This is a genomic window from Mycobacterium sp. ELW1 (assembly GCF_008329905.1).
GTDB lineage: Bacteria > Actinomycetota > Actinomycetes > Mycobacteriales > Mycobacteriaceae > Mycobacterium.
Genome location: NZ_CP032155.1, coordinates 1,587,545 through 1,601,167 on the forward strand (window position 1 = coordinate 1,587,545; position 13,623 = coordinate 1,601,167).

Annotated in this window: 13 protein-coding genes; 9 read left to right on the forward strand and 4 right to left on the reverse strand. The window is 68.8% G+C overall.

Annotated features, from left to right (window positions below; all coding sequences use genetic code 11):
* Positions 1–41 precede the first annotated feature (41 nt).
* Complete coding sequence (gene dapD / locus D3H54_RS07500) at positions 42–986, reverse strand: 2,3,4,5-tetrahydropyridine-2,6-dicarboxylate N-succinyltransferase (RefSeq protein WP_149378513.1); 945 nt, start codon at positions 984–986, stop codon at positions 42–44.
* A gap of 46 nt (positions 987–1,032) precedes the next feature.
* Here dapD and dapE point away from each other — a divergent pair, with 46 nt between their 5' ends.
* Positions 1,033–2,097: a succinyl-diaminopimelate desuccinylase gene (dapE, locus tag D3H54_RS07505; RefSeq protein WP_149378514.1), complete on the forward strand. Its 1,065-nt coding sequence runs from the start codon at positions 1,033–1,035 to the stop codon at positions 2,095–2,097.
* Here the strand turns inward: dapE and D3H54_RS07510 are convergent.
* On the reverse strand, positions 2,087–4,156 hold the full coding sequence (locus tag D3H54_RS07510; protein WP_149378515.1) for an ATP-binding protein: 2,070 nt from the start codon (positions 4,154–4,156) through the stop codon (positions 2,087–2,089). The two genes, dapE and D3H54_RS07510, sit on opposite strands and share 11 nt — an antisense overlap.
* Before the next feature lie 216 nt (positions 4,157–4,372).
* On the opposite strand from D3H54_RS07510, the gene log reads away from it, so the two are divergent.
* The 7 genes from log to D3H54_RS07545 all read left to right on the forward strand — a co-directional run bounded on the left by log (position 4,373) and on the right by D3H54_RS07545 (position 10,009).
* A complete protein-coding gene (gene log / locus D3H54_RS07515) occupies positions 4,373–4,936 on the forward strand; it encodes a cytokinin riboside 5'-monophosphate phosphoribohydrolase (protein WP_149383400.1) in 564 nt (187 codons plus the stop codon).
* A 50-nt stretch (positions 4,937–4,986) separates the two neighbouring features.
* Positions 4,987–6,810, forward strand: a complete 1,824-nt coding sequence (fadD6, locus tag D3H54_RS07520) for a long-chain-acyl-CoA synthetase FadD6 (protein WP_149378516.1) — start codon at positions 4,987–4,989, stop codon at positions 6,808–6,810.
* A 98-nt stretch (positions 6,811–6,908) separates the two neighbouring features.
* Complete coding sequence (folP, locus tag D3H54_RS07525; RefSeq protein WP_286199262.1) at positions 6,909–7,733, forward strand: dihydropteroate synthase; 825 nt, start codon at positions 6,909–6,911, stop codon at positions 7,731–7,733.
* Positions 7,730–8,665, forward strand: coding sequence for a glucosyl-3-phosphoglycerate synthase (locus D3H54_RS07530; protein ID WP_083121248.1), 936 nt, complete (start codon positions 7,730–7,732; stop codon positions 8,663–8,665). Before folP ends, D3H54_RS07530 begins: the two co-directional genes overlap by 4 nt.
* An 89-nt stretch (positions 8,666–8,754) precedes the next feature.
* Entirely contained in the window at positions 8,755–9,105 is a 351-nt protein-coding gene (locus tag D3H54_RS07535; protein WP_149378518.1) for a DivIVA domain-containing protein, read from the forward strand.
* A gap of 8 nt (positions 9,106–9,113) precedes the next feature.
* Complete coding sequence (locus D3H54_RS07540) at positions 9,114–9,677, forward strand: DNA-3-methyladenine glycosylase I (protein ID WP_149383401.1); 564 nt, start codon at positions 9,114–9,116, stop codon at positions 9,675–9,677.
* A 164-nt stretch (positions 9,678–9,841) separates the two neighbouring features.
* Positions 9,842–10,009 (forward strand): DUF3117 domain-containing protein, encoded by a 168-nt coding sequence (locus tag D3H54_RS07545; RefSeq protein WP_005059648.1) that lies wholly within the window; start codon positions 9,842–9,844, stop codon positions 10,007–10,009.
* A 56-nt stretch (positions 10,010–10,065) separates the two neighbouring features.
* On the opposite strand, the gene glgA is transcribed toward D3H54_RS07545, so the two are convergent.
* Complete coding sequence (gene glgA / locus D3H54_RS07550) at positions 10,066–11,229, reverse strand: glycogen synthase (protein WP_149378519.1); 1,164 nt, start codon at positions 11,227–11,229, stop codon at positions 10,066–10,068.
* Between the two features lie 179 nt (positions 11,230–11,408).
* Here glgA and glgC point away from each other — a divergent pair, with 179 nt between their 5' ends.
* Positions 11,409–12,623 (forward strand): glucose-1-phosphate adenylyltransferase, encoded by a 1,215-nt coding sequence (gene glgC, locus D3H54_RS07555; RefSeq protein WP_036343821.1) that lies wholly within the window; start codon positions 11,409–11,411, stop codon positions 12,621–12,623.
* Here glgC and D3H54_RS31115 read toward each other — a convergent pair.
* Complete coding sequence (locus D3H54_RS31115) at positions 12,620–13,621, reverse strand: NHL repeat-containing protein (protein WP_168214805.1); 1,002 nt, start codon at positions 13,619–13,621, stop codon at positions 12,620–12,622. The genes glgC and D3H54_RS31115 overlap by 4 nt on opposite strands.
* Positions 13,622–13,623: the final 2 nt, after the last annotated feature.

Sequence of the window (13,623 nt, forward strand, 5' to 3'; positions counted from 1 at the left end):
CGTCTTTCACACCCGGAGCTAGTTGGCGTGCAAAGGCCCGCCTAATTCGCGTGCAAAGCCTCGTTCAGCGCGATGCCCTTGCCGTCGCGGGCGACCACCTCGACGGCGCCGGTCACCGAATTGCGGCGGAACAGAAGGTTGTTCGCGCCCGACAGTTCGCGGGCCTTGACCGTCGTGCCGTCCGGGGTGGTGACCTTGGTGCCCGCGGTCACGTACAGGCCGGCCTCGATGATGCAGTCGTCGCCCAGCGAGATGCCCAGGCCGGCGTTCGCGCCCAATAGGCAGCGCTTGCCCACGGAGATCACCTGCGTGCCACCGCCGGACAACGTGCCCATGATCGAGGCGCCGCCACCGATGTCGGAGCCGTCGTCGACGACCACACCCGCCGAGATGCGGCCCTCGACCATCGACGCACCGAGTGTGCCCGCATTGAAGTTCACGAAGCCTTCATGCATCACGGTGGTGCCCGGCGCCAGGTGCGCACCGAGGCGCACCCGGTCGGCGTCGGCGATGCGCACTCCGGTCGGCAGCACATAGTCGACCATCCGGGGGAACTTGTCCACGCCGTAGACCGCCACGTGACCTCGGCTGCGCAGCCGCAGCCGGACGTCTTCGAAGCCCTCGATCTGGCACGGCCCGAAGTTGGTCCACACCACGTTGGTGAGCACACCGAAGATGCCGTCCAGGTTCAGGCCGTGCGGCTCGACCAGCCGGTGCGACAGCAGGTGCAGCCGCAGGTAGGCGTCATAGGTGTCGAGCGGCTTGTCGGCCAGGTCCGCGATCACCGTGCGCACCACGATCGTCTCCACGCCGCGGGCCTGATCGGGGCCTGCGGCGGCTGCCAGATCGTCGGGCACTTCGGCAACGGAGAGCCGGGTGCTGCCCGACGGGCTGTACGCGCCCAGTTCCGGGTCCGGGAACCAGGTGTCGAGGACGGTCCCGTCCTCGGTGATGGTGGCCAATCCGACGCCAGCAGCAGAAGTCACGGTGCTCCACCGTAATGCATCGCGCTGCCCGCTAGCCTGGTCAGTTGTGTTGGATCTACACGCTGACCCGATCGCGCTGACCGCCGCGCTCGTCGATATCCCGAGTGTGTCGCGTGACGAGGCGCGGATCGCCGGCGAGGTCGAATCGGCGCTGCGCGCGCAGACGTCCGGCTACGAGATCATTCGCAACGGGGACGCGGTGCTGGCCCGCACGAACTTCGGTCTGCCGTCGCGGGTGGTGCTGGCCGGTCACCTCGACACGGTCCCGATCGCCGACAACGTGCCGTCGCGGTTCGACGCCGACCACTTGTACGGGTGCGGCACCTCGGACATGAAGTCCGGTGATGCGGTGTTCCTGCATCTGGCCGCCACCATCGCCGAACCGGCCCACGACATCACCCTGATCTTCTACGACTGCGAAGAGATCGAAGCCTCGGCCAATGGATTGAATCGGATCCAGCGCGAGCTTCCGGACTGGCTGACCGCGGACGTCGCGATCCTGGGTGAACCGTCCGGCGGCTACATCGAGGCGGGCTGTCAGGGCACTTTGCGGGTGGTCGTCTCGGCGACCGGTACGCGGGCGCACTCGGCGCGATCCTGGTTGGGCGACAACGCGATTCACAAGCTCGGCCCGGTACTCGACCGACTGTCCAATTATCAGGCCCGGATGGTCGACATCGACGGTTGTACGTACCGCGAAGGACTCTCGGCGGTGAAGATCGACGGCGGCGTGGCCGGCAACGTGATCCCCGACGCCGCCGCGCTGACCGTGAACTTCCGGTTCGCGCCGGACCGTACGCCGGAGAACGCACTGGCCCACGTGCGGGACGTGTTCGACGGTCTCGACGTACATCTGGAACAGACTGATGCGGCCGCCGGTGCGCTCCCCGGGCTGAGTCACCCCGCGGCGGCGGCGCTGGTGGCGGCCGCCGACGGGATGGTGCGTGCCAAGTTCGGCTGGACCGACGTCGCCCGGTTCGCCGCACTGGGCATTCCCGCCGTGAACTACGGACCGGGCGACCCGAATCTGGCGCACAAACGCGACGAACGGGTGGCGCTGGCCCAGATCACCGCCGTCACCGAGACGTTGCGGCGCTACCTCACCGGGTGAACGCGCAGTCCACCGTCTCCGCCAGTTTCGCGATCGCCCCGGCGGCCTGCGCATCGCCAAGCCGTGCCGCCTCGTTCCACGCCCACACCGCGACCCCCAACTGGCCGCTGCGCTCGGCGCCGCGGGCCGCCTCGCGTGCCGCATCGATCGCGGCGTGGGTGCCGTCGCCGACCGTGGCCAGCTGCCATGCCCGCGCCACACCCAGCTCGGGGGCGAATAACGCTGATTTGGTGCCGTGCCGGGAGTCGGCCCGGCTCAGCGCCTTCGCCGAATCGGCGATCTCGCCTTGCTGGGCCAGCGCGGTGGCCAGGTACATCAGCGACAGCGGCCCCCACGAGTAGCCGGTGCGCTCCAGTGTCGCCGCGGCTGGGCCGAGCAGTCGCGCCGCGCCGGCGGGGTCGCCCCGCGCGATCAACACCTGCGCCAGCAACACGTCACCGATCGCGCGACCCGGCTGGGCCAGCTCGGCGAAGTCGGTGAACTCACCCGCGGCGTCGAGCGCGGCGTCGGGCCGCCCGGTCATCAACAGCGTGGTGGTCTGCGCCAGGCCGACGGTGAACCGCAGCAGGCCGGGATGTTCGGCATCCAAGGCCCGCTCCACCAGTGCGTCCACCTGATCGAACCGGCCCATCCGTGCCGAGCACAACGCCGAGGCGCTGGCCGCCCACGCCACCGCCATGTCCTCGGCCTCCGGGGCCGCCAGCACGCCTGCCGCGATCTCCAGTGCGCGCGCCACATTGCCGGCGTTCATCGCAAAGGTCGCCGACAACGCCTCCAGCGTCAGCCTGGCCGCCGGCGTGCTGACCTGCTTGCGGATGTTCTGCAGAAACGCGGTGGCGCGCTCGGGTTCGGACAGCATCCAGAACTGGTTGGCCGCCCGCGGCAACGCCCAGGCCATCACTTCGTCCTCGGTGAGTGCGGCCGCATCGACCTCGGCGAGCACCGAATCCGCTTCCCGGCCGCGGCCCTGCCAGGCCAGCGCGTAGCTGAGCGCGAGCCGCGCGTCGAAGCGTTCGGACCGCGCCAGGGCCGCCCCGGCGAGCCGTTCACTCAGGGTCAGATCGCCGAGCCGCAGTGCCTGCTGTGCCGCCGCCACCACGTCATCGACGGGCTCGGGGGAGTCGCTGTCCAGTGCGAGCGCTGCGCGGCCGAGGCGATCACAGAGGTGGCGGTGGGGCTGGGCGGCGAGCTGGGCCAGGATCTCGGTCCGCAACCGCCTGGTGTCGGCCGGGTCGGCGTCCTGGGCCATCCGCTCGACGAACAGCGGATGACCGGCATACACCGTCTCGCCGAATAGCTCTGCAGCACCGGCTGTTTCGGCCTGTGCGACGGCGTCCTCGCCGGCGAGTGCGGCAAGGTCGTCGCGTGACAGCGGTTCATGCACGGCCAGGTAGCTCAGTGCGGTGCGGGCCCCGGCCGGTAGCTCGGCTACATACGCATCGACCAGACCGTCCAGTGACGTTGCCGCCGAACGGGTCTGCAGGTGCAACCGCAGTTCCAGCGGATTGCCGCCGGTGCGGCGGTACTCGTCGCCCAGGGGCTGGCCCAACGCAGCCAGCACGGCGCCGGTTTCGTCCTGATCGAGCGGGCCGACCTCGAGCGTGGTCAGCAGCCCGTCGTCGGCCAGCGCGGTCACCGCCGACGGCAGCGTCGCGCCCGCCCGGACCGTGACGATCAGCCGGGCCGACGCGTGCCGCGCCAACTGATAGACCAGGCTGGCCGACAGCGGATCGAGCAGCTGAGCGTCGTCGACGATGATCAACGTGCTATCCGCTTGGGAGAGTAGAGATTCCAGCGCCGAATGGATCAGCGCCGCCGGCTTGCCCACCTCATGGACCTCGACCAGTGGGCCGAACGCCCCGAACGGCACGGCGGCCTGGGTGGCGGTGGCCTTCACCCGGACCGGCGTCGCCTCCCCGAGCCGCTCGGCGATCTGGCCGGCCAGCGTCGTCTTGCCGACCCCGTCGGCGCCCACCAAGGCCAGCCCGCGATGACTGTCGAGCAGCTCGATCGCGCGGTCGCAGGACTGGCGCGGCACGAGCGGCCACCGATTCGGCATAGCCGGACTGTATTTGCCTCCACCGCACCGGCACGGCAATAGCCGCAAATCGGCTGCGTTAGGTTTGCCGGTGTGGAACCCGAGAACCGCGACGACGAGTGGGCGGTGTGCGTCTACTGCGCATCCGGCCCGCGTCACCCCGACCTGCTCGACCTCGCCCGACGGGTGGGGGATCTGCGCGAGCGGCGGTGCGGCGGCTGCGTTAGGTTTGCCGGTGTGGAACCCGAGAACCGCGACGACGAGTGGGCGGTGTGCGTCTACTGCGCATCCGGCCCGCGTCACCCCGACCTGCTCGACCTCGCCCGACGGGTGGGGGAGGCGATTGCCGACCGCGGGTGGACGCTGGTGTCCGGCGGCGGCAACGTTTCGGCGATGGGCGCGGTGGCCGAGGGTGCCCGGTCCCACGGCGGGCGCACCGTCGGGGTCATCCCCAAGGCGCTGGTGCACCGGGAGCTCGCCGACGTCGAGGCCGACGAGCTGATCGTCACCGACACCATGCGCCAGCGCAAACAGGTTATGGAAGACCGCAGTGACGCCTTCCTGGCGCTTCCCGGTGGGATCGGCACGCTGGAGGAACTTTTCGAAACGTGGACCGCTGGGTACCTGGGTATGCATGAAAAGCCGGTGGTGCTCCTCGATCCCACCGGCCACTACGACGGTCTGCGCACCTGGTTGGGGTCACTGGTCGAGCCCGGTTTCGTCGCGCAGGCAGCACTGGACCGGCTGGTGGTCGTCGACGTCGTCGAGGCGGCGCTCGACGTCTGCGCACCCCGGACGTGACCAGGGTTACTCTGACTCGCGGGACGGGCGACACACGGGAGGTGGCATCGATGGCCAGCAATAGTTCTGCCGAATCCGGCGATTCCGGCGCGGGAAAGTCGGGTGCGAAGCATTCGGTAGGGCTGCTCGACCTGGCCACCCGGCTGCCTGCGGTGGTGATGGATGCGCCGGTGATCGTGCGCGGCGCGCTGACCGGCCTGCTGGCGCTGCCGACCACGAAGACCTCCATCGGCAAGGTGTTCCAAGATCGCGCCGCGCGCTATGCCGACCGCGTGTTCATCCGGATGGGTGACGACAAGATCACCTATCGCGAAGCCAACGAGACGGCGAACCGGTTGGCGGCGGTGTTGGCCGACAAGGGAGTTGGCCGCGGCGACGTCGTCGGCATCATGCTGCGCAACTCGCCCCACGCCGTGCTGATGATGCTCGCCGCGGTCAAGTGCGGTGCGGTGGCCGGCATGCTGAACTACCACCAACGCGGAGATGTGTTGTCGCACAGCATCGGTCTGCTGGATGCGAAGGTCGTGATCGCCGAGTCCGACCTGATCGATGCGATCACCGAAAGCGGCGCTGAGGTCGCCGACCTGGTGACCATCGAGGATTTCGAAGAGCAGGCGAAGGGCAAGCCCACCGACAACCCGGCGTCGGCGTCACAGGTCCAGGCCAAGGACACCGCGTTCTACATCTTCACCTCGGGTACCACCGGGCACCCCAAGGCCAGCGTGATGACCCACCACCGGTGGCTGCGCGCGCTGGCGGCGTTCGGCGGATTGGGGTTGCGGCTCAACAGCAATGACACCCTGTACTGCCCGCTGCCGCTCTACCACAACAACGCGCTCACGGTCGCGGTGTCGTCGGTGATCAACGCGGGCGGCACACTGGCACTGGGTAAGTCGTTCTCGGCGTCCCGGTTCTGGGACGACGTGATCCAAATGGAAGCCACCGCGTTCATCTACATCGGCGAGGTGTGCCGCTATCTGCTGAACCAGCCGGCGAAGGACACCGACCGCGCCCACAAGATCCGCGTCATCGCCGGCAACGGGTTGCGCCCGGAGATCTGGGACGAGTTCACCCGTCGGTTCAACATCGGCCGGGTCGCCGAGTTCTACGCCGCCAGCGAGGGCAACACCGCGTTCATCAACATCTTCAACATCCCCAAGACCACCGGCATCAGCCCGATGCCACTGGCCTACGTCGAGTACGACGCGGAGACCGGCGAACCGGCCCGCGACGAGAACGGCCGGGTCCGCAAGGTGGCGCCCGGTGAGCCGGGCCTGCTGATCAGTCCGGTCAACAAGCTCTCGCCCTTCGACGGCTACACCGACAAGGAAGCCAGCGAGAAGAAGCTGGTGCGCAACGCGTTCAAAGAGGGCGACGTCTGGTTCAACACCGGCGACGTGATGAACCCGCAGGGCATGCGCCACGCCGCCTTCGCCGACCGGCTCGGTGACACCTTCCGGTGGAAGGGCGAGAACGTCGCCACCACCCAGGTCGAGGCCGCGCTGGGACAGGACAAGAACGTCGAGGAGTCGACGGTGTTCGGCGTCGAGGTGCCCGACACCGGCGGCCGGGCCGGGATGGCGGCGGTCAAGCTGCGTGACGGGGTGGAATTCGACGGCAAGGCGTTGGCCGACACCGTCTACGGCAACCTGCCCGGCTACGCCGTTCCGTTGTTCATCCGGATCGTCGAGTCGCTGGAGACCACGTCGACCTTCAAGAGCCGCAAGGTCGACCTGCGCAAACAGGGCTACGGGGCCGACGGCGAGGAGATCGAGGACCCGCTCTACGTGCTGAAGGGCCGCGACGAGGGCTACGTGCCGTTCTACGACGAGTATCCCGAGGAAGTGGCGGCCGGCTCCCGGCCCAAGGGATAGGCAGCCGCCATTTCGTCGAACTCGGCGCCACCAGGCACCATGGTGGAGTGAAGTCGACGTTCTGCGGACGGCCGGTGGCCGGTGATCGCGCGCTGATCATGGCGATCGTCAACCGCACCCCCGACTCGTTCTACGACCGGGGCGCGACCTTCACCGACGAGGCCGCCAAGGACGCCGCCCATCGGGTGGTCGCCGAGGGGGCCGACGTGGTCGACGTCGGGGGAGTCAAGGCCGGGCCCGGAACCGTGGTCGACGCCGACGAGGAAATCGCCCGGGTGGTGCCGTTCATCGAGTGGCTGCGCGCCGAGTATCCCGACCAGCTGATCAGCGTCGACACCTGGCGTTCCGCGGTGGCCAAGCAGGCCTGCGCGGCCGGAGCGGACCTGATCAACGACACCTGGGCCGGTGCCGACCCGGCCCTTCCGGAGGTCGCCGCCGACTTCGGGGCCGGGTTGGTGTGCTCGCACACCGGGGGCGCGACACCGCGCACCCGGCCGTTCCGGGTCAGCTACGGGACGACCGTGACCGGCGTGGTCGACGAGGTCATCGCCGAGGTCACCTCCGCCGCCGAACACGCGGTGGCCGTCGGGGTGGCCCGGGACGCGATTCTGATCGACCCGACCCACGATTTCGGCAAAAATACTCATCACGGTCTTACTTTGTTGCGCCACGTAAAAGATCTTGTTAATACCGGATGGCCCGTCCTGATGGCGCTGAGTAACAAGGATTTCGTCGGGGAGACTTTGGGTGTGGAGCTCACCGAACGCCTCGAGGGCACGCTGGCAGCGACCGCTTTGGCCGCCGCCGACGGAGCCCGGATGTTCCGGGTGCATGAAGTGGGACCCACTCGGCGTGTGCTGGAAATGGTCGCGTCGATCCGTGGGGAGCGTCCGCCTGCGCGGACGGTGAGGGGCTTGGCATGACCGAACTCGCCAACGACACACTTCCCGGCGACACCTGGCTGTCTGACCACAGCTGGAGCCGGCCGACCTGGACCATCGCTGAACTGGTGGCCGCCAAACGCGGCCGCACCATCTCCGTCGTCCTTCCTGCGCTCAACGAGGAGGAGACCGTCGGATCGGTGGTGGACACCATCCGCCCGCTGCTGGGCGGCCTGGTCGACGAGCTGATCGTGCTGGATTCCGGCTCCACCGACGACACCGAGATCGAAGCCATCGCCGCCGGCGCCCGGGTGGTCACCCGTGAGCAGGCGGTGCCCGAGGTGGAGCCGCAGCCCGGCAAGGGCGAGGTGTTGTGGCGCTCGCTGGCGGCCACCACCGGCGACATCATCGTGTTCGTCGACTCCGACCTGATCGACCCGGATCCGATGTTCGTGCCGCGACTGGTCGGTCCGCTGCTCACCGGCGATGGGATTCACCTGGTCAAGGGCTTCTACCGGCGCCCGCTGAAGGTCGGCAAGGGTGAGGACGCGAACGGCGGCGGCCGGGTCACCGAACTGGTCGCCCGTCCGCTGCTGGCCGCGCTGCGCCCCGAACTGGGCTGCGTGCTGCAGCCGCTGGGCGGCGAGTACGCCGGCACCCGCGAGCTGCTGACCTCGGTGCCGTTCGCCCCGGGCTATGGCGTGGAGATCGGCCTGCTGGTCGACACCTACGACCGCCTCGGCCTGCAGGCGATCGCGCAGGTCAACCTCGGCGTGCGCAGCCACCGCAACCGGCCGCTGATCGAGCTGGGTGCGATGAGCCGTCAGGTGATCGCCACACTGCTGTCCCGGTGCGGCATCACCGACTCCGGGATCGGGCTGACGCAGTTCCTGCCCGACGGGCACGACGGCTACCTGCCGCAGACCACCAAGGTCTCGTTGGCCGACCGGCCGCCGATGAACACCCTGCGCTGACCGCGTCGCTCGCCCACACCGACATTTCGCCGCAGAAATGCGAGTGCAAGCATGCGGAACGTCGATCTCGGCGCAAGTAATCTCGTGACGTGACATTGATCCTGCTGTACCTGGTGGTGCTGATCCTGATCGGCATCGTCCTGTTCGGGGTGGCCAGCCTGGTGTTCGGGCGCGGCGAGGAGCTGCCGCCGCTGCCACGGGCGACCACGGCCACCGTGCTGCCCGCCTCCGGGGTCACCGGCGCGGATGTCGAGGCCGTCAAGTTCACCCAGGTGCTGCGCGGCTACAAGACCAGCGAAGTGGACTGGGTGCTGGACCGCCTCGGCGCCGAACTGGACCAGCTGCGCGGCGAACTCTCCGCGGTGCGTGCAGCCGCCGGGCTCGACGAGCCGGTACACACCCACCACGCCGCGCCTGTTGCCGACGAGGAATCGGTGTGACGGAACCGGTGCCGGACGACGGCCGCACCCGCTGCGGCTGGGCGCAAGGGTCGCAGCTGTACCGCGACTACCACGACGACGAGTGGGGCCGGGTGCTGCGCGGCGAGGTGGCGCTGTTCGAGCGGATGAGCCTCGAAGCGTTCCAGAGCGGCTTGTCGTGGCTGATCATCCTGCGCAAACGGGACAACTTCCGGCGGGCGTTCAGCGGCTTCGACATCGAGACGGTGGCCGGCTACAGCGACCGTGATGTCACCCGGTTGATGGCCGACGAGGGCATCGTGCGCAACCGCGCCAAGATCGAGGCCACCATCGCCAACGCCAGGGCCGTCGCCGACCTCGACGTCGACCTGTCCGACCTGCTGTGGTCCTACGCCCCGCCACGGCGCCCGCGGCCCGAGACGATGGCCGACGTGCCGGCGATCACGCCGGAGTCCCAGGCGATGGCCAAGGACCTCAAGAAGCGTGGTTTCCGCTTCGTCGGCCCCACCACCGCCTACGCGCTGATGCAGGCCACCGGGATGGTCGACGATCACCTGGCATCGTGCTGGGTTCCCGGCCCGACCGCGGGGTGACGGGGCAAATCGGACCCCCTTAATCGGCCCTTTCACACCAATGCCCGCCGATAAGGAACAATAGAATCGAAAACAAGCAGTTCAGTGCCGACGCACCAGCCAAGTGCCCGGCGCTGGACCGGGTCCGTGAGCACGGGCCGGCTCGAACCTGGAGGGAGCACTCGATGGCGGCGATGAAGCCCCGGACCGGTGACGGTCCGCTGGAAGCAACCAAGGAGGGGCGCGGCATCGTGATGCGAGTACCGCTGGAAGGCGGCGGACGACTGGTCGTCGAGCTGACGCCCGACGAGGCAGCCGCCTTGGGTGACGAACTCAAGAACGTCACCAGCTAACTGATCCACCTTCGAAACCCCGCGTGGACCCGCGGGGTTTCGGTCTGCCGGTCGCCTTAAGCCGAGACCTTGCGGTAAATCTCGAGCGTCTGCTCGGCGATGTGCGCCCACGAGAATTCGTCGATACAGCGCTGCCGGCCGGCCGCCCCGAAGCGGCGCGCCTTCTCCACATCGCCCACCAGCGCATTGACCGCCTCGGCGAGCCCGGTCTCGAAACCGACCGGGTCCGTCGACTCGTAGTGCACCAGAGTTCCGGTCACGCCGTCGTCGACCACCTCGGGTATGCCTCCCACGTCGGACGCCACCACGGCCGTTCCGCAGGCCATCGCCTCCAAATTCACGATCCCGAGCGGCTCGTACACCGAAGGACACACGAAAGCCGTTGCCGCCGAGAGTATTTCGCGGATCTTCCCGATAGGGAGAAACTCCTGTACCCAGAACACGCCGCTGCGCCGCCCGGCCAGTTCCTGCACGGCTGAGCTCACCTCGGCGGCGATCTCCGGGGTGTCCGGCGCGCCCGCGCACAGCACCACCTGGATCTCCGGGTCGAAGCGGTGCGCCGCGGCGATCAGGTGCGGGACGCCTTTCTGCCGGGTGATGCGTCCGACGAACGCCACCATCGGCCGCGACGGGTCGACGCCGAGTTCGGCGAGCACCGACTCACCCCGCTCGGACGGGGCCGGGTACCAGACGTCGGTGTCGATTCCGTTCTTCACCACGTGAACGCGGTTGGGGTCCAACGCCGGATACACCGACAGAACGTCGTCGCGCATGCCGGAACTGACCGCGATCACCCCGTCCGCCGCTTCGACCGCGGTGCGCTCCACCCACAGCGACACCCGGTAGCCGCCGCCGAGCTGTTCGGCCTTCCACGGCCGCAACGGTTCCAGGGAGTGCGCGGTGAGCACGTGGGGGACGTCGTACAGCAGCGACGCGAGGTGACCGGCCATCCCGGTGTACCAGGTGTGCGAATGCACCACCGTCGCCTCGGCGGCCGCATTGGCCATCACCAGATCCGCGGACAGCGTCGACAGCGCCGGGTTGGCCCCCTTGAGGGCGGGGTCGGGCTGGTGGACGAAGACGCCTTGGCGCGGGGCGCCCATACAGTGCACGTCCACCTCACACAGCCGCCGCAACTGTGCGACGAGTTCTGTCACGTGTACGCCCGCCCCGCCGTAAACCTCGGGTGGATACTCCCGAGTCATCATCGCCACCCGCATACGCCCGACGGTAGTGGCCCGCGCTGCGCGGCGCGACCTCTTTCCCGTCGCTTCGCTCGCCCCGACCTTGTGGGTCAACGTGCTTGCGCCCGACCCCAAGTCGCTTCGGCCGCGACACGACGACCTGCAATAGAGCCGTTGGTCTAGCCGTCGGTTGCGTGTGCCGATAGGTTTGCAGGATGAGGGAATTGCCACACGTGCTGGGCATCGTCCTGGCGGGCGGAGAGGGCAAACGGCTCTACCCGCTGACCGCGGACCGGGCCAAGCCGGCGGTTCCCTTCGGCGGCGCGTACCGCCTCATCGATTTCGTGCTGTCGAATCTGGTCAACGCGCGCTACCTCCGCATCTGTGTGCTCACCCAGTACAAGTCGCATTCGCTCGACCGGCACATCTCGCAGAACTGGCGGCTGAGCGGTCTGGCCGGTGAATACATCACGCCGGTTCCCGCCCAGCAGCGTCTCGGCCCGCGCTGGTACACCGGCTCGGCCGACGCGATCTACCAGTCGCTGAATCTGATCTACGACGAGGATCCGGACTACATAGTGGTTTTCGGTGCCGACCACGTGTACCGGATGGACCCCGAGCAGATGGTGAAGTTCCACATCGAGAGCGGGGCCGGGGCCACCGTCGCCGGTATCCGGGTGCCTCGCGCCGAGGCGCACGCATTCGGGTGCATCGACGCCGACGAGTCCGGCCGCATCCGGGAGTTCATCGAGAAGCCGGCCGATCCGCCGGGCACGCCGGATGATCCCGAGCAGACCTTCGTGTCGATGGGCAACTACATCTTCACCACCAAGGTGCTCATCGACGCCATTCGCGCCGACGCCGACGACGACAACTCCGATCACGACATGGGCGGCGACATCATCCCGCGGCTGGTGTCCGACGGGATGGCCGCGGTGTACGACTTCAGCAACAACGAGGTCCCCGGCGCCACCGAGCGCGACCACGGCTACTGGCGTGACGTCGGGACGCTGGATGCGTTCTATGACGCGCACATGGATTTGGTGTCGGTGCACCCGGTGTTCAACCTCTACAACAAGCGCTGGCCGATCCGCGGGGAGTCGGAGAACCTGGCGCCCGCGAAGTTCGTCAACGGCGGCTCGGCACAGGAGTCCGTGGTCGGCGCCGGCAGCATCATCTCCGCGGCGTCGGTGCGCAATTCGGTGCTGTCGAGCAACGTCGCGATCGAGGACGGCGCCATCGTCGAGGGCAGCGTGCTGATGCCCGGTGTGCGGGTGGGCCGTGGGGCGGTGGTCCGGCACGCCATCCTGGACAAGAACGTGGTCGTCGGCCCCGGCGAGATGGTCGGCGTGGACCTGGAGAAGGACCGCGACCGCTTCGCGATCAGCGCCGGGGGTGTGGTGGCTGTCGGTAAGGGCGTCTGGATCTAGCCGGCCGGAAGCAGGTCAGGTCCGATGATCTGGACGCTGCTGCTGCCACCCCCGTCGCTGGCGGTCACAACGATGGCACCGGAATTCGGTTCGACGGCAACGGAATTGGGTTGGCGCACGGTGGCCACATCGGCGAGGATCCGGCTCGCCGCCGGGTCTTCGATATCGACCACCCGCACCGCGTTCCGCTCGGTGAGCGTGATGAACAGGCGGTGGCGCCGGGCGTCGTAGGCGAGCCCGTAGGGCTTGCCGGGTGCCTCGATTCTGGCCACCTCGGTGACCTTCGGATCAACACGTTCGAGGTAGACGGCACCGCCGTCGGTGTCGGCGAATGCGGCCAGATCACCGGAGAGCGAGACCGCGTGGGTGAGTTTGGCCCCCACCGGGGCCTGGCTGACCAGCTCACGTGTCGAGCCGTCGTACACCCACACCCCGTTTCCCTGCACATCGGCGACGGCCGCGTAGTTGCCGACGGCCGCGACACCGCCGGGCTGCGGGGGGCCGGCGGGCAGCGAGGCGACCACCTGACCGTCGCGGACGAACACGACGCCGCCGCCGCCTTCGTTGGTCACCACGATGGTTCCCGACGCCGTCGCCGCCGCGTCGTGCGGTTGCCGTCCGACCCCGGTGACGGTGGTGGTGATACGGCCGTCGGCGAGGGTCACTTCGAGGAGCTCGTCGGTGCCCTCCAGCGGGGCCAGCACGGGGCCGTCCGGACCGGCCAGGCTCAGGTGGCGCGCGGCGCTCGGGGTCGGGATCCGCTGGCGTTGCCTGCCGGTGGCGGCGTCGAACAGCACCACCGCGTTGGGATCCCGTACCGCGACGGCGGCGATACCCGACGTGCCGACGACGACGCCTTCCGGTGCGTTGCCGAGCGGGACGACGATGCCGACCGGCGCCGCGGTGGGCGGACCCGCCCTGGCCGGCTCGGCGGGCGGGGCATGCGTCGTGGTGACCGGCTGGGGTTCATCGGCGTGACCGGCGCACCCGGCTGCCACCG